Origin of the sequence: Haloarcula mannanilytica (assembly GCF_005406125.1) — an archaeon.
GTDB classification, from domain to species: Archaea; Halobacteriota; Halobacteria; order Halobacteriales; family Haloarculaceae; genus Haloarcula; species Haloarcula mannanilytica.
In genome coordinates this window covers 1111391-1129405 of the sequence record NZ_BIXZ01000001.1, presented here as the reverse complement: position 1 = coordinate 1129405, position 18015 = coordinate 1111391, and the positions used below count along the sequence as shown (strand labels likewise).

Below are 18015 nucleotides of genomic sequence, written 5' to 3'. Positions count from 1 at the left end.
AACGATGAATCAGCCTCTACGGAATTAGTTAGGGTGCGATTAATCGGGAGATGGCGGCCCCTTCGCGATAATCAGGGTCAGTTAACTGCACAAACTGTCAACCATCCGCTAGTAGATGCTCGCTACCCGTGTCAGTGCCGGCCCAAAGGCAAGATAGTTGGTCGCGCGTGGCTGACGCCATTGCATGACCGACTACTTCGAGGTTCACGAGCGCGACAGCGCCGCGCGAGTGGGCGAGTTGCGCCTCGCCGACACCGTGACGACGCCGGCGCTGGTCGACGACGTGGACACCGATACGCCGGGCGATTGCCGGCACGTCCTCGACGACGCCGGGAGCCACTGGCCGACCGAGCAGGCCGACCCCGAAGGAAACGAATCGTTGCTCACCGTCCTGCCCCACCGAGGACTTCCCGCCGGCACGCCGGATGAAGTTGCAGATGCCTTCGCCGTCGACTACCCCGACGTGGATTTCCCGAGCGCGGCCGTCGTCTCGCCCGACACCGCGACGGACCACGGCAGCGACGCCTACGTGCTCGCCGGTGCGCCCGGTTACGTCGGACACGCCTCGGCGTTCGTTGACGCTGTCACCACCGTTCGGGAGGCAACGCCCGCCGACACCGCACTCTATCTTCCCGGCGTCGCCACGCCGCGAAACGTCGCCACGCTCGTCTACGCCGGCGTCGACCTCGTGGACCCCGACCGGGCTGTCATCCGCGGGACCGAAGGCCGGTATCTCACGACCGACGAGGCCTATTTCCTCGAAGACCTCGATGAACTCCCCTGTTCGTGCCCGGCCTGCCAGCAACCGCGCGAAGCGTTCGACCGGGAGGACTGTGTCGCGCACAACGTCAACGCGCTCGCCGCGGAACTCCGACGGGTCCGCCGCCGCATCCGTGACGGCCGCCTCCGGGACTACGTCGAAGGGCAGGCCAGACAGGACAACTGGCTCACCGCGACGTTCCGACAGCTGGACCAGCAGTACAGCTACTTGGAGGAGCGGACGCCGCTCATCCGACGAGCCGACCTCTCGGCGGCCAGCGACGACTCACTTCGCCGCGTCGAGATCCAACGGTTCGCCGAGCGCGTCACCGACCGCTACGTCCCGCGCTTCGACGACCGCCCGCTCGTGTTAGTCCCGTGTTCAGCGCGCAAGCCCTACAGCGATTCCCAGAGTCACAAGCAGTACCACGACGCGATCAAGTGGCGCGCCCACGTCGTCTCGATGACCTCGCCCATCGGCGTCGTCCCGCAGGAACTCGAACTCACCTACCCCGCACAGCACTACGACTCGGTGGTGACGGGCAACTGGACCGCCACCGAAATCGAGTTCGTCAGCCGCGTGCTCGAACGCTATTTAGAAGATACCGACTACCCGGAGATTATTGCCCACGTTCCCGGCGAAGGCTACCGCGAGATCTGCGAGCGCGTGGCCGACTCGCTGGGCCGGGAGTTTACCTACACCGTCACTGACCACCCGACGACGGCGGACTCGCTGGGGAACCTCGCCGCCGAACTGGAGGGCTGGGACCGCTACCCGAAGCGGGAACGCGAACACAACACCATCCGCGCTGTCGCCGACTACCAGTTCGGCGAAGGCGCTGGCGACGAACTGTTCGACGACCTCTCGACGCAGGGCCGGTATCCGCAACTGCGGGCCGACGACGCCGACGGCGAACAGCTGGCGGCGCTCGCCCAGCAGTACGGCGTCCTCTCCTTGACCACTGCCGGGGCGCGCCGCTGGGTCGAGAGCGACGTGCCGACGAAAACGGTCGAAATCGAACCCTTCGTTCCCCACGGCTCGGTACTTGCGCCCGGTATCACCGACGCCAGCGACGACATCCGCGTCGGCGACGACGTGGTGATTCGGGGCGACGCGGCCTTCGGCGTCGGTCGCGCACAGATGAGTGGCCCGGAGATGCAGTCCTCGACTCGCGGTATCGCCGTCCAGATGCGCCATACGGAAGAGCAGTAACAGTCTCTGTCAGCTATCGTGGACCTCGGCAGGCGTCGGCGTCTGACCGCGCGACTTATCTCCGGAGCGGGGCAACCGCCGATATGGACTGGTCGGGACGCCGACGGTACCTGCCCGCTGTCGGGTTTTCTCTGTTGTTACTCGGCACCTCGCTGCTTCCGGTTCCTGAAGGGCCGAGCGAGCAACTCCCTGTGTTGCTCGGCGTTTCACTCGATAAGTGGGTCCACGCGGCGAGCTACGGGGCGCTCACGGCGTTGCTGGCGTGGGCGCGACGCGCACGTGGGTGGGTCACAGTGGCGGCGCTGGCGGCCGTCGCGGTTCTCTACGGGGCCGGTGTGGAACTCCTCCAGGCTCTCGTCCCCTCGCGCGGGACGAGCGGCGCTGACTTCCTTGCCAACACCGTCGGGGCTGTCCTGGCCGGGCTGGCGTGGCTCGCAATCCGGCGGTCGGACCGCACCGACCCGGGCGCCTCGAAGTAACGAAGCGGCTTTACGCGCTCATCGGCTACCTCGCCCCAATGAGCAAGCCCAGTCCCGAGGTCTACGAGGAGGGCAAGGGCATGGACGCCCACAACTCCGTGATGCGCGACATCCGGTCGCGCAACGACTCGACGTACGACCCTCGCGAGCCGACCCGCGTGTGGCTCGACGAAGACAACACGCCAGACGGCGTCTACCAGAGTCTGACCATCATCCTGAACACCGGTGGCTGCCGGTGGGCCCGCGCCGGCGGCTGTACGATGTGTGGCTACGTCGCCGAGAGCGTCGAGGGCGGCAGCGTCGCCCACGAGGACCTCATGGCACAGATCCAGCACTGTCTGGACCACGAAAGTGAGAACAGCGACGAGAAGAGCGGCCTCATCAAAATATACACCTCCGGGAGCTTCCTTGATGAGCGCGAGGTCCCGGCGGAAACACGCCAGGCTATCGCCGAGACGTTTGCTGACCGCGAGCGCATCGTCGTCGAGTCGCTGCCGGATTTCGTCGACGAGGAGACGGTCGGCGATTTCGTTGACGTGGGTCTGGAAACCGACGTGGCCGTCGGTCTGGAGACGGCCACTGACCGCGTGCGCCACGACTGCGTGAACAAGTACTTCGACTTCGAGGACTTCGAGAACGCCTCCGAAGCAGCGCAGGCAGCGGGCGCTGGCGTCAAGGCGTACTTGCTGATGAAGCCGCCGTTCCTCTCGGAAGCCGAGGCCGTCGAGGACATGAAGCGGTCGGTGCGACGCTGTGCCGCGGTCGACGGCTGTCACACCGTTTCGATGAACCCCTGTAACGTCCAGCGGTACACGATGGTCGAGGAGCTGTACCACGATGGCGGCTACCGGCCGCCGTGGCTCTGGTCGGTCGCCGACGTGCTGGAATCGACCGCTGACGAGGATGTCATCGTCGTCTCGGACCCCGTCGGCCACGGCAGCGACCGCGGCCCACACAACTGCGGGGAGTGCGACGACAAAGTCCAGCGAGCTATCAAGGACTTCGACCTCCGGCAGGACCCGTCGGTGTTCGAGCAGGTGAGTTGCGAGTGCGAGGCGACGTGGGACGCCGTCATCGAGCGCGAGCGGAGTTACTCGCTCCCGCTCGCCCGGTAGCGCCGTCGAACCGACGATCTGTGAGTGGGTTTGTGACGAACTGTCGACCAACTCTTATCCGGCTCTCGCGCATAAGACTGTTCGATATGACCCCCAACGGCAACCAGAACAGAGGCAGTTTCAACACACGCGGAACGGTCACGGAGTGTGACCTGTGCGGTGAACGGCGGCACTGTATCGACGGCGACGGGATGGTCGCCTGTACCGCCTGTCAGTCCGACCTGCTGCCGTCCGGCTGGGGCCTCTGAGCGCTGACGGACGTGGCTTTTTTCGGCTCGATCACGACGATTCGTCCGATGCTGGCTGTTCGATAGCAGGAATGACGCCGACAGTCGCGGTCGCTTTGAACGACGCGACCAGTTCCGCGCCCGCTGTGATGTCGAGTTTGTCGAGGCTCGTGTCGGTCACGAGCGCGGACAGCGTCGTGTTCGGATCGATAGCCAGTGAAACCAGCGCGATAGACGCGCCTTCGTCGACGCGTTCAACAGTCCCGGCAAACTGATTTCGCGCGCTCGTGCCCGTCGGCTCCGGCGCTTCAGGTGGCGCGTTCAGCGTCACCGTATCGGCGCGGATGCCGACTTCGACCGCGTCGCCGGCTTCGGCGTCGGTGTCGACGATGGCCCGGACTGTCCCCGGCGGTGTCTCGACGGTCGCCAGTTCCCCGTCGCGGTCGACGACAGTCCCACGGAGGACGGTCTCCTCTGCTGTCGCCACCCCGTCGAACTCGGCCTGGAGGCGCTGGAAGCGAGCGAGCAGTTGCTCGGCCGTCGCCGTGAGTTCACTGCCGCCGCCGCCGCTGCCGCCGCGGCTGCGGTCGACCAGCGGCCCGAACGCGTCCTCTAGCTCGACTATTCGGCGCTGGGCGTGGGCGTAGGACCGCCCGAGCGCGTCGGCGGCGCTGTTCAGCGATCCGTGGGCGGCGACCGCCTGCAGGAGCGTCCGGTCGCGGGCGGTCAGCGCGGTGTCGCCCTGCCCCAGTTGCACTTCGACATCGGCGGTCGCGTCCATACTATCACATGGCCGTGCCCTCACAAAGGCGTTGCCGCTGGCCCACTCTCCGTCTGCGGATTGTATTTGACAGGAGTGTGCTACACGACGGCGTTGGGACGCGGTCAGTACACCAATTCGCCGGAGATGAACTGTCGGGTGCGACTGTCCGACGGATTCTCGAAAATCACCTCTGTCGGGGCAATCTCCGTGATACGCTCGTTGAGCAGTACCGCGACCCGGTCTGCGACCCGCTCCGCCTGGTGCATGTCGTGTGTCGCCACGACGACGCCGATACCTCGGTTCCGGGCCTCGGAAATTGCGTCTTCGATAACCGCGGTGTTTCGCGGGTCTAAATCCGATGTCGGCTCGTCCAGCAGCAGGATATCCGGATCATACGCCAGTGCGCGGGCAAACGAAACCCGCTGGGCCTCGCCGCCTGAGAGTGACTGAGCGTGTTGGTCCATCTTCTCCGATAACCCGACGACGTCGAGTGCCTCATGAACGGCGTCAGCGGTCCCGTTCGAGCGCAGTACCGAGCGAAGTTCGCTCTGGAGCCGGTCTGTCCACGACCTGCGGATACGGAGCCCGTATTCGACGTTACGGTCGACTGGGGCATCGAACAGGCTCGCTTCCTGAAACACCATTCCGATGCGTCGCCGCAACGAAAGCCGTTCGGCCTCGTCGACGGCCCACACGTCCGTCCCATCGAAGGTGACCGTCCCGTCGTTGGGCTCTAGCGAGAGCGCGAGCATCCGAAGCAGCGTTGTCTTTCCGACGCCGGACGGTCCGATAATTGCGACGACCTCTCCGGTCTCGACATCGATGGAGAGGTTCCGGAACACACGTTCGTCCCCGTACCACTGTGAAACACCAGTTGCCTGAAGCATTAGCGTCGTACCTCCTGGTCGCCTAACCGGACGACCACGGCGTTTACCGCCAACACGAGTGCGACCAGAACCGCGCCGAGTATCATCGCTGTCTCGTACTGCCCTTGGCGCGCTTCGAGCTGAATCGCGGTTGTCAGCGTCCGCGTCTTCGAGATGCCCTCCGCGCTCGTGATATTCCCGCCGACGATGAGCACGGAGCCGACCTCGCTGATAGCGCGGCCAAAGCCCGCCAGAATCGCCGTCGCGATGCCGTACCGCGCCTCCTTGAGCACGACCAGCGCCACGTCCAGACGCGTCCCGCCGAGGACGTGTGCGGCGTCGCGGACGCCCTCGTCCACGCCACTGATGGCCGCGAGACTGATGGCCGTTATCGGCGGCGTCGCAAGGACGAACTGTGACATGATCATCGCCTCCTTGGTGAATATCAGCTCTAGCGTCCCCAGCGGTCCCTGATTGGAGACGGTGAACAGCACCACGAGACCGACGACCACGCTGGGAAACCCCATCCCCGTGTTGATGACTGATTTCACGAACTGCTTGCCGGGGAAGTCGGCAAGCCCCATCACGACGGCGACCGGGATGCTAAACAGCGTACTCAGCGTCACGGCGATGACGCTTACGTACAGCGAGACGTAGATGATGCTCGACACGTAGCCGTCCCGGAACGGAAGGTCGACGACGACCGGCAGCAGTTGTCCGACTGATTCGAACAGCACGCTTACTCGTCAGACGAGTTGCTACTCCACCCTTCCGGAACGTATTGCTGGAAGTTCGGATCTTCGGAGACGGCTTCGGGGAAGAACAGCTGTTCCCCGTTGACCTGATAGCTCGAAATAGCGTCCTGGGCTCCGGGACTGGTTATCCACCCGATGTAGGCCATCGCCAGGTCGTAGTTGGCGTTGTCGTGGACCCCGGGGTTCACGGCCATGATTCCGTAGGGGTTCGCGAGAATCTCCGGCCCGTCCTCGATCGGGCCCTGGACCAGAATGACGAGGTCGATCTCCGAGCGCTGGGAGATGAACGTTCCCCGGTCCGAGAGCGTGTATGCGTCCTGTTGATTGGCGACATTCAGTGCCTCGCCCATCCCGGTCCCGGTCTCCTGATACCAGTCGCCGCCTGGATCGGTTCCCGCCGCTTCCCAGAGGTTCAGTTCCTTCGTGTGGGTCCCGGAGTTGTCCCCACGCGAGACGAACGGCGCTCCCGAATCGGCGATAGCGTTGAGCGCCTCGGTCGCTGAACTCATCCCCTGAATCCCCGCCGGGTCGCTCTCCGGCCCAACGATGACGAAGTCGTTGAACATGAGGTCGCGCCGGTTGATCCCGTAGCCGTTGCGCATGAACTCGTCTTCGAGGCCGCGAGCGTGGACCATCACCACGTCGGAGTCACCGTTGCGGGCCGACTCCAGGGCCGCACCGGTCCCCTGTGCAACCGCGTCGACGGATACTCCGTACATATCCTCGAAGTCGGGATGAATCTCATCGAGGAGCCCCGTGTCATAGGTGCTTGTCGTCGTCGTGAGCGTGAGGGTTTCGCCGGCTACTCCCGCCTGTCCGCCGCTTTCTCCGTCGGACTGACTGTTGCTTCCCCCGATCTGAGAGCATCCGGCTGTGGTCGCTAGCGCTCCTGTGCCTATCGCTGCGATGAACTCTCGGCGTTGTATCGGCATAGATACACCGAAGCACCAACATCAAATATAATTTACGTAGTAATATTGTCATTATTGAAAAGAGACGTAGCACAATGTGCGGCGAAGCCGTCGTTCATGGCACGTCCCTCGGGATTTTGGTACGGGGCCTTGGCCACCGATAGTTCCGCCCGATTTTCGTTCTCGCTGGTAAAATTCACGCCCGGGACCGCATCACAGTCGCCGGCAGGGGACTCGTGGCTAGCGATTTCACTTACACTCCGGTAAGCGTGTGTTTATACGGCTTGACCTCCAAAGTCACAGTAGGGACCGCCGGACTATGTCACACGCTCCGCTGGTCCCTCCCCTTTGAAACAAAACTCATAGCGGCGCGACTGGTCTCCGTTCCGGGCTTTCAGCGCCCGTCAAAACTGACCGCGTTACTCGGCGAAGCCCGTGAGAACACCTTGGCCGTCGGTCCGACCCAGGTCTGATAGCGTCGCCCGCTCGGGATGGGGCATCATGACGGCGACGTGGTCGTTCTCGCCAGTGACGCCAGCCACGCTGTGTTTCGAGCCGTTTGGGTTCGCCTCGGGCGTAACCTCGCCGTTCTCGTCGCAGTACTTGAACAGGATTCGGTCCTCGGCTTCGAGTTCGTCCAGGCGGTCGTCGGAGATTTCGTAGCGGCCCTCGCCGTGGGCAATGGGGAGTTCGACGACCTCGCCCTCGTCGTACTGGCTGGTCCAGGGCGTGTTGGCGTTCTCGACGCGCAGGTGGACGTGCTCACACTGGAACCGGGCACTCTCGTTGGTCGTGAACGCGCCGGGGGTCAGCGACGACTCGCAGCCGATCTGTGCGCCGTTGCAGATGCCAAGTACCGGCGTCCCCTCGCTCGCGGCCTCGCGGACCTCGGCCATGATGGGCGAGCGGGCGGCCATCGCGCCGGCACGGAGGTAATCGCCGTAGGAGAAGCCGCCGGGGAGGACAACGCCGTCGACATCCTCGGGGAGGCCGTCCTCGTGCCAGACGAGTTCGGCGTCGAAGCCGAGCGACGCCAGTGCCTGCACGGAGTCGCGGTCGCAGTTCGAGCCGCCGAACTGGATGACGGCGATAGTCACAGTGACCACTCCGTGTGGGAACAGAGTATCGCCGTCAGTTTTGAGGCGATAGTCACGCGAGCCACCCCGTGTGGGAACAGAGTATCGCCGTCAGTTTCGAGGCGATGGTCATTCTGTCTCGGTCACCTCGATGTCGTAGTCGTGGATGGTGGGGTTCGCCAGGAGCCGCTCGGCCATCTCCTCGGCGCGGTCGGCCGCGTCTTCGGCGCTGTCGGCGTCGAGGTCCAGTTCGAACACGTCCGCCGAGCGGAGGTCGTTCAGCTCGAAGCCGAGCCGTTCAAGCGAGCGCTGTGTCGTCTCGGCCTCGGGGTCGAGGACGCCCCGCTTGAGTCGGACGGTGACGGTCGCGGTAAAGGCGGTCATTACTGGCAAGCGAGCGGGCAGCGGAGAAAACGCTTGTGTTCTCCCGGCAGCTTCAGGTCCGAGCGCCGACCGGCGTCCACTCGGCCGATTGGTCGCGCAGCCCTTTGACCCGGAGTTCGAGGTCGCCCGCGTCGGCACGGACATCGACCCGGCCGTCGAAGAACTGCGCCACGCTTTCGACGACCTGTTCCTCGTGGGCGTTCGGGTCGAGCACGCAGACGCCCAGCCCGTCCGCGGAGCCGATCCGGCCGGTGATGGTGTTGAGAAACCGGTACACCGTCCTGACATCGTCGCTGTAGACGAGCAGCGGCGTCAGCGTGATGATGCCGGTCCGTACCCGCGTGTAGCCGCTGGCGTAGGTCGATTCGTAGTGCCCGGAGTACTCGATACCGATGCCGGTCAGGTCCGCCGGCGTGCTGACCGCGGACACGCTGTCTTCCGGGAGGTCGCCACCCTCCTGTGCGCAATCGACGACGCGGACCCGCTCGCGGTCGAGCACGCCGCCGCAGCCCTCGAAGTCCTCGAGGATGGCTGTCGCACCGCTGTCAGTCGAAATGAGGACGGTCCCGCCGTCGGCGTCGGCGCTACAGAGCAGCCGCAGTCCAAGCTCCCGAGCCCCGTTCAGCACCGGCCCGGTGACGAGCAGGTTCGTTCCCGGCTCGACCGGGTTCAGCGGCAGGCCGTCGAACGCGTATCGGTCGTCTCGTCGCTGTGCCATCAGGTACCCCTCTGTAGTCGTCGCCGCAACCGCAGTTGTTCCTCGACCTCGTCGGCGAACCGCCGGAGGTCGTCCAGTTCGGCCCGCGTGTAGCGCCGCGGCTCCCCGTTGGTACAGCAAACCGCACCGATAGCGTTCCCATCTTTGTCTGTGATTCGGACGCCGGCGTAGGACCTGATGTCGAGCCGGTCAAGTTCGTCTACTTCGGCGAAGCGGGGGTCCTCGTGGGTGTCCTCGACGACCATCGTCTCGGTCGAGAGAATCGTGTGGGTACAGATCGAGTCCTCCCGGGAGAGGGTTCGCCAGTTGGCCCCCTCACACGCGAGGAACCGCTCCTCGTGTTCGTCCATCAGGCCGACAAAGGCCACGTCGATGTCGAAGTGACTGGTCATCAGCGCCGTCAGCCGGTCGAACGTGTCGGCTGCTTCCAACTGTTCCACGTCGTACTCGCGGACGGCAGCCAGCCGCTCCGTCTCGGTGTCCGGAACGGGGTAGGCCGCCTGGGTCACTTCGGCGGCGGCCATGGCGGCGATGTCGGCGAGCCGCTCCCGGGACTCCGGGACCGTCTGTGGCACGTACTCGACGACCTGTTCGGGACTGCCACGGGGGAGGTCCGAGGGCGCATGTTCCGTATAGAGGATGACCACACAGTCCGGGTATACCTCACGAACCGCATCCACCACGTCGAACCCGTCGCCGTCCTCGAAGTCGAAGGCCGTCACGACACAGTCGATCGACCGGTCGAGTGCCACCTCCAGGCTATCGACCGAGCCGACCTCCTCGACAGCGAGTCCGGCGTCGGTAAGCGCGTCGGCCGTCTCCGCCCGTTCGTCAGTATCGGGTTGGGCACAGAGAACGGTCGGCGAATCACTCATCACTGCCGTACATACACGGACCGAGACACAAAGCGTTGGCGTCTACGCTGTGTGGAAAACGAAGGCTTTTGCCGTGGGACTGCCGACTCTGGGGCAAATGGATCGCGACGCTGTCCGGTGGTGGGTATCGTGACACGCGGCCTGACAGAGATCACGGTCGTCGGCGAGGACGACACGGGCCTCATCGCCGAAGTGACCTCGCTGCTGTTCGAGCGCAGCATCAACATCGAGGACCTCGACCAGGCCGTCCGGGAAGGCGTCTTCCGGATGACGATGCGCGTCGACACCTCCGAGATGGTGACGACCGAGTCGAAACTCCGCGAGGACCTCACCGAACTGGGCGACGAACTCGGCGTCGACGTGCAGGTCCGGTTCCCTGCCGACCGCGAAACCCAGACCATCGCCGTCCTCGTCACGAAGGAGTCCCATTGTCTGGAAGCCCTGTTCGAGGCCTGGGCCAACGGCGATCTCGGGGCCGACATCGAGGTGGTCATCGGGAACCACGACGACCTCGCACCGCTGGCGGCCAAGTACGACGTACCCTTCCACGACATCGGCGACGAGAAGGGAACGCCGGACGAGCAACAACTGCTTGACCTACTCGCGCAGTACGACGCCGACCTCATCGCGCTGGCCCGCTACATGCGCATCCTCTCGCCCGATGTCGTCTTCCGCTACGAGAGCCGCATCATCAACGTCCACCCGAGCCTGCTGCCCGCCTTCCCCGGCGCGTCGGCGTACATGCAGGCCATCGAGGAAGGCGTTCGCATCGCCGGCGTCACCGCCCACTACGTGACGACGGACCTCGATCAGGGACCGATAATCACTCAGCGGGCGTTCAACGTTCCCGACGACGCCACCGAGGAGGAGCTTCAGCAGATCGGTCAGCCGCTCGAAGCCGAGGCGCTCATCGAGGCCATCAAACTGCACCTCAACGACGAGGTGACCGTCCACCGCGGCCGGACGAAACTGCGTGACCCCGAGGAGACGGACGTGCAACTCGGCGCACCGGAGAAACTCGACCAACTGAACCCTGACCGTCCCATCGACGGGCTCGGCGAGTTCGTCGCCGAGGACGACGGTGAGGTCGAGGCCGACGACTGAGGGCGTCGCTCAACGGTTCAGCCGACGAGCAGCGACAGAATCGTCGCGACGGCCATTAGCACGAACAGCAGGACGAGCATCCAGAACATGAAGCGGTCGGCTCCGTCCATATACTGAGTGACAGGTCGGCCGACACAAAAACCACACTCCGGTGTCCCGACTCGCGCTGTGACTCAGTCGAAATACGGTCGGACACGTGACAGCAGGTCGAACCGGTCGACGAGTCGCTTCGCGACGACGAACGCACCGACGCCGATTGCCACGCCGGCCACAGTGTCCGAGAGGTAGTGCGTGCCGAGATAGACCCGCGAGAACGCAATCATCGCCGCGAGGGCGGCCACAGCGCCGAAGGGCAACCGCGGCGACTGCCGTGCGGTCATCGCAAAGACCACGACAGCGGCCGCGTGGCCGGAGGGAAACGACGTGGCGACGCTCTCGGCGTCCCCGGTCAGACACACCGGGTCCGGCGGAAACGGCCGCTGTACCGTTTGCATGAGTACCCCGACGACCACGCCGGTCAGCGCCAGCGCGACGGCGGCCGTCAGGAGTTCCTCCTCCCAGCCCGCCAGATAGAACATTCCGAGGAATACGATTGCTGCCGAAGCCGATCCGAGGCCGGTCACGGACGTTAGTATCTTCGTTGCGAAGGGGCCGCGCAGGTCGAGTATCAGCGACACGGTACGCTCGTCGATTTCGACGACGAAATCGAGTACGTCCGCGACGAACTGCTCCATGTCTCTCGTCTGAAGGGCTGGTGTGGTATATTCCCACTGGGTACGGTGGAGACGGGGCTTTGGTCGCAGTCCAGCTTTGAGGTGTCGCCGACCAGTTACCGAGGCAGCTACTGGTCGGCCACGGCGTCGCTGCTGTCCCGGCGCTCGGCCACGACGACGACGGCAAGCGCCACCCACAGGAGCACGTCCAGATAGAACGACGGCGTGCCGAGGTAATACCAGATGAAAGACCCGGGCGGAATCGCAAGCGGGTCCGGCGGGACCGTGAGCGGCCAACCCAGAAACAGCGCGTCGCCAGGCCGGCCGTTGACGACGACGTGGAGCGCGTCGAGCAGCAGATGCGAGACCCAGCCGACCGCCGTGGCGAGTCCGGCACGGCCCGACAGCGCAATCGGAACCATGAGAACCACCAGAAGCGCGGCGTGCCCGACCGAGTGATAGAGATCGACGACGCCGAGCAGCCCCAGCGGCTTGTCGACCACGTCCGGCAGCGCCGCGCCGACGACGAGCCACCACGGCGACAGCCGCGTTACTCTGCTCAGTAGCCCGGCGGCGACGAGGTGTGTCGGAAAGAGCACGATTCACCGTAGGTACGCAGTCGTATATCAGTCCTGTCCGCCCGCGAACGATTCGGGCAGCCGTCCGCTGATAGCGAGGAAATCGCGGCCGAACACCAGCAGCGACGGCGCGAGCACGAACGGCGCGGTGGTCCAGACGAGCGCCGTCGGAATCGTCGGGACCAGCGCGACCGTAATAAAGGCCATCTGGACGCCCGCCAGGTACTTCCCGAGGTTGCTGTCCGGCGTGTCGTACACCGGCCGCCCTTGGTACCGTCGCCAGTAGAGTGCGGCCAGAAACACGTAACGGGCCGCCGATATCGAGAGGTACCAGACGGGGAGTCGACCCCACAGCACCGCGACCAGCGGCGCGGCGACGAAGCCGAAGGTGTCGAAGGCCATGTCGAGGCGAGTGCCAAGTTCCGTCTGTTCCCCGACGGTCCGGGCCACGGCCCCGTCCAGTCGGTCAAGCACTGCGCCGGTCCCGTAACAGGCTGCGGGGACCCACGCGAGGCCGGTTGACGGGGGGACGACGACGAACCCGGCGACGACGGCGTACAGCCCGCCGCGGAGCACCGTGAGTCCGTTCGCCAGACCGACGAGCGTGCTGGCGATTCGGGTCGTGTCGACGGAGCGGCCGACGTACCAGAGCTGGCCGGCCCAGCAACAGCCGGCGATGGTCGCCGGGTGGAACATCCACCGGAACATCTCGTCCGGCGGGAACAGTCCCCGGAGCAGGACGGCGAGCACGAGCGCGCCGACGACCGGCATCGCAACGCGTAGCCCGACCTGAACCGGCAAATCACTGTACCGTTCGGCCATCGCCACCTCCCGCTGCCAGTCGCTGCAAACGGAGCGCAGGCCACAGCCGACGACCGTGTCTGCTCATTCAGTTAGCCCTGAAACAAATTCGTGGCGGACACGCTTAAACGCAGGACCAAATCAGATGGTGCTTGTCAGGACCGCTGGCGGAGCAACACGACGAGGACGGCGATGAGTACGATCTGGGCGATTTTGTCGATAGCACCCAGCGTCCCTATCTCACCGGGGAACGATTTCCCCATCGCGACGAAGTTGACGTAGTACCAGGCGACAATCTGGACCAGCGTGAACGGGACGCCGACGGCGTACACCGTCCGTCGGCGGTAGTCCACCAGCACGAGCGCGATAGCGCCGAGAAAGCCCAACCCGGCGAGGATGAAACTGATACCCAGCGGCGACGGCGCGAACCCGACGCCGAGCCTGATGTGAATGACGGCACTGACCAGTGCGGCGACGATACCCGTCCATTCGAGTCCGCCAAGTGATGCGGTTCGGAGGGACAGTCCCTGTGTTTCGGCTGTGGCCATGTCGAACTGTTTGGGTGTCTGTCACATAATCGTACTGCCAGAATGCCCGGATCACCGCTCGAAACTCGGGTCCTGTAGCGCTTCGATGCGCCGACAGTCCGCGTCGCTGAGCCGTTCGGCGGCTGCCGCGAGGTTGGCGACGACGTGCGCTCGCGTCGTACTCGACGGAATCGGCACGACGCCCTGAGCGACATTCCAGGCCAGCACGACTTGCGCCGGCGAGAGGCCGTGGGTCTCACCGATTTCCTGTAGCACCGACTCGTCCAGCAGCCCGGGGGCCGACAGCGGCGAGTGAGCGACGACCGCGATGCCCCGCTCTTGACAGAAGGCCACGAGGTCCCGCTGTGGCTGGTAGGGGTGGCGCTCTATCTGGACCACTGCCGGCCGAACAGTTTCGGTGTCGAGGATTGTCTCTAATTGTGGCCGCGAGACGTTACAGACGCCGAGGGTCCGCGCCCAGCCGCGCTCGTGGACCGCTGTCAGGTTCTCCCAGGCCTCTGGCAGCGAGATGTCGGCCGTCTCGATGTCGCCCGCCTCGTCCTCGGGAAAGGTCAGCGCTTCCTGCTCCGCGACCGGCTTCTCGGCAAGGCGAGTCAGCGGCCCGCGGTGGGCCCACGCCTCGGGCCAGTGGAGCATGTAGCAGTCGAAGCTCTCAATCCCCAGTTCCGAGCGGCTGCTCGCACACGCCTCGATGAGGTGCTCCCGTCGGTGGTTCGTCCGCCAGACCTTCCCCAGGATGGTGAGGTGCTCGCGGTCCGGCGACCCCGGTGCGGCCAGCAGGTCGCCGATGCGGTGCTCGTTGCCGTACAGTTCGGCGCTGTCGAGCAGGCGGTAGCCGGCGTCCAGCGCCGTCTCGATGGAGTCGGTTCGTGACACGTACTCGCCGTCACGATAGCGCGAACAGCCGAAGCCGATGGGCGGGAGGCCAAGCGACGCTGCCCCCTCGTTCTGGCGCTCACTGTCGTCTTTCGGACTCTGTAGTCCCTCGCTGACAGGGTCCGGCAGCGGCGTGCTCGTCGCACCGAGGTCCCGGACACTAACTGGGCCGCCGGATTCCGCGGCCGTCTCGATGGCGTTACAGACTGCGACGACGTGTGCGCCGCGGCGGCCGGTCGCTCGGGACGGGTCGCCATGCTCGACGCTCCTTGCGAGTCGCTCGACGCCGTCGAGGTACGCTGTCGGCTGTGTCGGGGACTGGGGCGGGACGGGCGTGTACTCCCGACCGATGCGGCCGTACCGTACGTCGTCGGTCGCGGTGTCCATCGCGCCGGTGCCGGCCAGATACAGGCTGCCGTCGTCGCCGTGCAGTTCCAGGCCGTAGAACTCCCGGCTGCGATGGGGCGCGTAGAAGCTTGCCGTCAGGCGGACGACCGGCCCCGCCCGGAATTCGAGCGTGGCTTCGACGTGGCTCGGCACCGCGGGCCGCCGGGACTCTCGGGCCGGCCAGATGTCGAGCGCGTCGGCGACTCGAACGCGCTCGACGGGGCCGAACCAGGCGACGAGTAGTGCGAGGGGGTACACCCCGCCGTCGTACAGCGGCCCGATCTCCAGAAACGATGCCGGCCGGTCGTGCCAGTCAGTGACCCGGCCGACGTGGGCGTGTGCATAGCCCAGTCGGACAGGACCGAGTCGACCATCAGCCAGCAGGCGGCCCGCTCGCTGCTGTGACGGGCCGCGCTCTGGCTCCGGGGCACAGCCAAGCGCGAGGTCCCGCTGCTGTGCCAGCGCAACGAGCTCCGCTGCCGTGTCGGCGTCCAGCGCCAGCGGCTTCTGCGAGTAGACGTGCCGGTCCGCCTCCAGCGCGGTTCGCGTCACTGCCGCGTGGGCAGCGTGGCTCGTCAGGTTCACCACGACCGGGGCCTCGACTTCCGCAAGCGCCGTCTCGAAATCGGTGAACGATGGACAGCCGTGTTCGGAAGCGAGGGCTGTCGCGCGCTCGCCGTTGAGGTCACAGACGCCGGCGAGGGAGAGCGTACTGTCCGCCAATCCGGCCGCGTACTCCTGTGCTATCGCCCCAGCGCCGACGAACAGGCAGTTCACATACACACCGCGGCTGGCGAGCATAAATGTCTCCCGCCGATGGCGTTTTGCCCCGCCCGCGCTATCTCAGAACGTGACGGAACCGGGCATGAGTCGGCTGGAGACCGCTTACCTCCGGGCGCTGCAGGCGGTCGGCCGGCGACTCGACTACGGGACGAACGTCTTCGACCGCGAGTGGGATGTCCTCGTGGTCCTCGACGCCTGCCGAGCGGACGCTCTGGAGGCAGTCGTACCGGCGTTTGACTTCCTCAACGGCGTCGACTCGCTGCGCTCGGTCGGCAGTTCCTCCTCCGAGTGGCTCGAAAACACCTTCCTCGGGCACCCCGAGACCGCGCGGACGGTGATGGTCACCGGCAACACCTGGACCGACCGGTATCTCGACGCCGACGCCTTTGCGGCGCTCGACGAGGTCTGGAAGTACGCGTGGGACGACGACCTGGGAACGGTTCCCGCCGCAGCGATCACTGACCGAGCCATCGCTCACGCCCGCGAGCGCGACCCCGAGCGGCTGGTCGCCCACTACATGCAGCCCCACCATCCCTTCGTGCCGGATCCAGTGGCCGGCGACGACGGTCTGGCCCGGACTGGGAGCCACAGCAACACCGGGAATCCATGGGTGTTGCTTCGCCGCGGCGAGGTTTCGGTCGAGCGGGTCCGACGGGCTTACCGGGCCAATCTCCGGCACGTCCTGTCTGAAGTGGCGACGCTACTGGAGAATGTCGATGGTCGCGTCGCTATCACGGCTGACCACGGAAACCTCTTCGGCGAGTGGGGGCTGTACGGCCATCCGATGGAGACGCCTGTGCCGGCGCTGCTGGCGGTACCGTGGGCGGAAACGTGGGGAACGGACCGCGAAACGAGGTCGCCAGCGCTCGACCCGCCTGAGCCGCTCCCGGTATCCCGGGTCTACGGTGCTGAAGGCGACCAGGACCGGCTCGACGCACTGGGATACCTATGAGCACGGATACTTTTTAGTCGCAGTAATCCTGGGTGGTAGACGTGCAACCCCCGACGACTCGCGGATTCGACGCCCCGGACGGGACAGCACATGAACAGACCACTCCAGAACTCACAGGAACCGGTGGAGTCACCCGATGACCGGCCGGGCGCTGTACTTCACCGACCCCTACACCGTCGATATCCGGGAAACGTCGGTCCCCGACCCCGGCCCCGAGGAGGTCCGGGTTCGCGTCGAGCGGTCGGGTATCAGTCCGGGTACCGAACTGCGGGTGTACCGCGGGGAGTTCACGCCCGGTACGACGGCCGACGAGACCATTGCGGCGCTTGACGAACCCTTCTCGTACCCGCTGCAGTACGGGTACACCGCTGTCGGTGAGGTGACCGCCGTCGGTGACGACGTGGCCGAGGAGTGGCTCGGCCGACAGGTGTTCGCGTTCCAGCCCCATGCGAGCCACTTCGTGGCCGACCCGGAGACGCTCATTCCGACGGAACTCCCGCCGGAGCAGGCGCTGTTCATCCCGAACACCGAGGCCGCGACCAACTTCGTCATGGACGCCCGGCCGCGAATCGGTGCGCGGGTCGTGGTCTTCGGCCAGGGGCCGGTCGGACTGTTGACGACGAAACTGCTCGCTGAGTTCCCGCTCGCCGAACTGGTGACGGTCGACCGGTACGAGAACCGGCGTCGGCTCTCGGAATCATTTGGGGCCGACCGATCCGTCGCGCCGGGCGAGGCGGCCGAGGCGCTCCGGGCCGACGCCGACATCGCCTTCGAACTGTCCGGAAACCCGGACGCACTCGACAGTGCAATCGATGTGACCGGCTTCGCGGGGCAGGTCATCGTTGGCTCCTGGTACGGGTCCGAGGAGGTCACCCTCACGCTCGACGAGGCGTACCACCGCAGCCACGTCCGGGTTCGGAGCAGTCAGGTGAGCCGCATCGACCCGGACCACACCGACCGCTGGGACAAGGACCGCCGGATGGACGTGGTGCGGTCGTGGCTGGCCGACGCCGACCTCGACGGCCTGCTGACCCACCGGTTCGACATCGCCGACGCAGCCGACGCCTACTGCCTGCTTGAAGAACGCCAGGACGAGGCGATACAGGTCGCGCTCACCTACGGGTGAATTTAG

General features: G+C 65.6%; 20 protein-coding genes. 7 read left to right on the top strand and 13 right to left on the bottom strand.

All coding sequences use genetic code 11. The features are described from left to right. Nucleotides 1-184 precede the first annotated feature (184 nt). The 4 genes from arcS (at nt 185) to Harman_RS21425 (ending at nt 3814) form a co-directional block, all read left to right on the top strand. Nucleotides 185-1972, top strand: a complete 1788-nt coding sequence (gene arcS / locus Harman_RS05750) for an archaeosine synthase subunit alpha (RefSeq protein WP_137682838.1) — start codon at nt 185-187, stop codon at nt 1970-1972. An 83-nt stretch (nt 1973-2055) separates the two neighbouring features. Then, nucleotides 2056-2451, top strand: coding sequence for a VanZ family protein (locus Harman_RS05745; RefSeq protein ID WP_137682837.1), 396 nt, complete (start codon nt 2056-2058; stop codon nt 2449-2451). Between the two features lie 38 nt (nt 2452-2489). After that, on the top strand, nt 2490-3566 hold the full coding sequence (locus tag Harman_RS05740; RefSeq protein ID WP_137682836.1) for an archaeosine biosynthesis radical SAM protein RaSEA: 1077 nt from the start codon (nt 2490-2492) through the stop codon (nt 3564-3566). A gap of 86 nt (nt 3567-3652) precedes the next feature. Beyond that, the gene (locus tag Harman_RS21425) at nt 3653-3814 is read left to right on the top strand and encodes a hypothetical protein (protein ID WP_200830830.1); all 162 of its coding nucleotides are present in this window, start codon (nt 3653-3655) and stop codon (nt 3812-3814) included. Nucleotides 3815-3845: 31 nt separating this feature from the next. Here the strand turns inward: Harman_RS21425 and Harman_RS05735 are convergent, their stop codons facing one another. From Harman_RS05735 to Harman_RS05700, 8 genes are all read right to left on the bottom strand, one after another. After that, nucleotides 3846-4574 (bottom strand): TOBE domain-containing protein, encoded by a 729-nt coding sequence (locus Harman_RS05735; RefSeq protein WP_137682835.1) that lies wholly within the window; start codon nt 4572-4574, stop codon nt 3846-3848. Between the two features lie 104 nt (nt 4575-4678). Beyond that, nucleotides 4679-5443: an amino acid ABC transporter ATP-binding protein gene (locus Harman_RS05730; protein ID WP_137682834.1), complete on the bottom strand. Its 765-nt coding sequence runs from the start codon at nt 5441-5443 to the stop codon at nt 4679-4681. Further along, nucleotides 5443-6159: an ABC transporter permease gene (locus tag Harman_RS05725; RefSeq protein WP_137682833.1), complete on the bottom strand. Its 717-nt coding sequence runs from the start codon at nt 6157-6159 to the stop codon at nt 5443-5445. The genes Harman_RS05730 and Harman_RS05725 overlap by 1 nt, the downstream gene beginning before the upstream one ends. Before the next feature lie 2 nt (nt 6160-6161). Further along, nucleotides 6162-7109, bottom strand: a complete 948-nt coding sequence (locus Harman_RS05720; protein WP_137682832.1) for a substrate-binding domain-containing protein — start codon at nt 7107-7109, stop codon at nt 6162-6164. A gap of 398 nt (nt 7110-7507) precedes the next feature. Continuing rightward, on the bottom strand, nt 7508-8185 hold the full coding sequence (gene purQ / locus Harman_RS05715) for a phosphoribosylformylglycinamidine synthase I (RefSeq protein ID WP_137682831.1): 678 nt from the start codon (nt 8183-8185) through the stop codon (nt 7508-7510). A gap of 108 nt (nt 8186-8293) precedes the next feature. After that, on the bottom strand, nt 8294-8548 hold the full coding sequence (purS, locus tag Harman_RS05710; protein ID WP_137682830.1) for a phosphoribosylformylglycinamidine synthase subunit PurS: 255 nt from the start codon (nt 8546-8548) through the stop codon (nt 8294-8296). A 52-nt stretch (nt 8549-8600) separates the two neighbouring features. Further along, the gene (locus Harman_RS05705; protein WP_137682829.1) at nt 8601-9266 is read right to left on the bottom strand and encodes a DUF7504 family protein; all 666 of its coding nucleotides are present in this window, start codon (nt 9264-9266) and stop codon (nt 8601-8603) included. Continuing rightward, nucleotides 9266-10141 (bottom strand): GAF domain-containing protein, encoded by an 876-nt coding sequence (locus Harman_RS05700; protein ID WP_137682828.1) that lies wholly within the window; start codon nt 10139-10141, stop codon nt 9266-9268. The genes Harman_RS05705 and Harman_RS05700 overlap by 1 nt, the downstream gene beginning before the upstream one ends. A gap of 120 nt (nt 10142-10261) precedes the next feature. Here Harman_RS05700 and Harman_RS05695 point away from each other — a divergent pair, with 120 nt between their 5' ends. Beyond that, nucleotides 10262-11245, top strand: coding sequence for a formyltetrahydrofolate deformylase (locus tag Harman_RS05695; RefSeq protein ID WP_137682827.1), 984 nt, complete (start codon nt 10262-10264; stop codon nt 11243-11245). A 173-nt stretch (nt 11246-11418) separates the two neighbouring features. Here the strand turns inward: Harman_RS05695 and Harman_RS05690 are convergent, their stop codons facing one another. From Harman_RS05690 to Harman_RS05670, 5 genes are all read right to left on the bottom strand, one after another. Then, complete coding sequence (locus Harman_RS05690) at nt 11419-11979, bottom strand: phosphatase PAP2 family protein (RefSeq protein ID WP_137682826.1); 561 nt, start codon at nt 11977-11979, stop codon at nt 11419-11421. A gap of 107 nt (nt 11980-12086) precedes the next feature. Then, the gene (locus Harman_RS05685; RefSeq protein WP_137682825.1) at nt 12087-12557 is read right to left on the bottom strand and encodes a metal-dependent hydrolase; all 471 of its coding nucleotides are present in this window, start codon (nt 12555-12557) and stop codon (nt 12087-12089) included. A gap of 27 nt (nt 12558-12584) precedes the next feature. After that, nucleotides 12585-13358, bottom strand: coding sequence for a CDP-alcohol phosphatidyltransferase family protein (locus tag Harman_RS05680; protein ID WP_137682824.1), 774 nt, complete (start codon nt 13356-13358; stop codon nt 12585-12587). Between the two features lie 134 nt (nt 13359-13492). Further along, entirely contained in the window at nt 13493-13885 is a 393-nt protein-coding gene (locus tag Harman_RS05675) for a DUF7475 family protein (RefSeq protein ID WP_137682823.1), read from the bottom strand. Between the two features lie 51 nt (nt 13886-13936). After that, the gene (locus Harman_RS05670) at nt 13937-15925 is read right to left on the bottom strand and encodes an aldo/keto reductase (RefSeq protein WP_137682822.1); all 1989 of its coding nucleotides are present in this window, start codon (nt 15923-15925) and stop codon (nt 13937-13939) included. 88 nt (nt 15926-16013) lie between these two features. Here Harman_RS05670 and Harman_RS05665 point away from each other — a divergent pair, with 88 nt between their 5' ends. Together Harman_RS05665 and Harman_RS05660 are read left to right on the top strand one after the other, a co-directional pair. After that, the gene (locus Harman_RS05665) at nt 16014-16883 is read left to right on the top strand and encodes a hypothetical protein (protein ID WP_137682821.1); all 870 of its coding nucleotides are present in this window, start codon (nt 16014-16016) and stop codon (nt 16881-16883) included. 136 nt (nt 16884-17019) lie between these two features. Continuing rightward, nucleotides 17020-18009 carry a zinc-binding dehydrogenase gene (locus Harman_RS05660; protein WP_137682820.1) on the top strand — a complete coding sequence of 330 codons (990 nt, stop codon included), beginning with the start codon at nt 17020-17022 and terminating at the stop codon, nt 18007-18009. Nucleotides 18010-18015: the final 6 nt, after the last annotated feature.

Excerpts from the sequence above, each read along its gene's own strand:
- Harman_RS05745 (WP_137682837.1), top strand. The coding sequence starts at position 2,056 with ATGGACTGGTCGGGACGCCGACGGTACCTGCCCGCTGTCGGGTTTTCT.
- Harman_RS05730 (WP_137682834.1), bottom strand. The coding sequence starts at position 5,443 with ATGCTTCAGGCAACTGGTGTTTCACAGTGGTACGGGGACGAACGTGTG.
- Harman_RS05700 (WP_137682828.1), bottom strand. The coding sequence starts at position 10,141 with ATGAGTGATTCGCCGACCGTTCTCTGTGCCCAACCCGATACTGACGAA.
- Harman_RS05665 (WP_137682821.1), top strand. The coding sequence starts at position 16,014 with ATGAGTCGGCTGGAGACCGCTTACCTCCGGGCGCTGCAGGCGGTCGGC.
- Harman_RS05735 (WP_137682835.1), bottom strand. The coding sequence starts at position 4,574 with ATGGACGCGACCGCCGATGTCGAAGTGCAACTGGGGCAGGGCGACACC.
- arcS (WP_137682838.1), top strand. The coding sequence starts at position 185 with ATGACCGACTACTTCGAGGTTCACGAGCGCGACAGCGCCGCGCGAGTG.
- Harman_RS05720 (WP_137682832.1), bottom strand. The coding sequence starts at position 7,109 with ATGCCGATACAACGCCGAGAGTTCATCGCAGCGATAGGCACAGGAGCG.
- Harman_RS21425 (WP_200830830.1), top strand. The coding sequence starts at position 3,653 with ATGACCCCCAACGGCAACCAGAACAGAGGCAGTTTCAACACACGCGGA.
- Harman_RS05740 (WP_137682836.1), top strand. The coding sequence starts at position 2,490 with ATGAGCAAGCCCAGTCCCGAGGTCTACGAGGAGGGCAAGGGCATGGAC.
- Harman_RS05660 (WP_137682820.1), top strand. The coding sequence starts at position 17,020 with ATGACCGGCCGGGCGCTGTACTTCACCGACCCCTACACCGTCGATATC.
- Harman_RS05675 (WP_137682823.1), bottom strand. The coding sequence starts at position 13,885 with ATGGCCACAGCCGAAACACAGGGACTGTCCCTCCGAACCGCATCACTT.
- Harman_RS05705 (WP_137682829.1), bottom strand. The coding sequence starts at position 9,266 with ATGGCACAGCGACGAGACGACCGATACGCGTTCGACGGCCTGCCGCTG.
- Harman_RS05690 (WP_137682826.1), bottom strand. The coding sequence starts at position 11,979 with ATGGAGCAGTTCGTCGCGGACGTACTCGATTTCGTCGTCGAAATCGAC.
- purS (WP_137682830.1), bottom strand. The coding sequence starts at position 8,548 with ATGACCGCCTTTACCGCGACCGTCACCGTCCGACTCAAGCGGGGCGTC.
- Harman_RS05680 (WP_137682824.1), bottom strand. The coding sequence starts at position 13,358 with ATGGCCGAACGGTACAGTGATTTGCCGGTTCAGGTCGGGCTACGCGTT.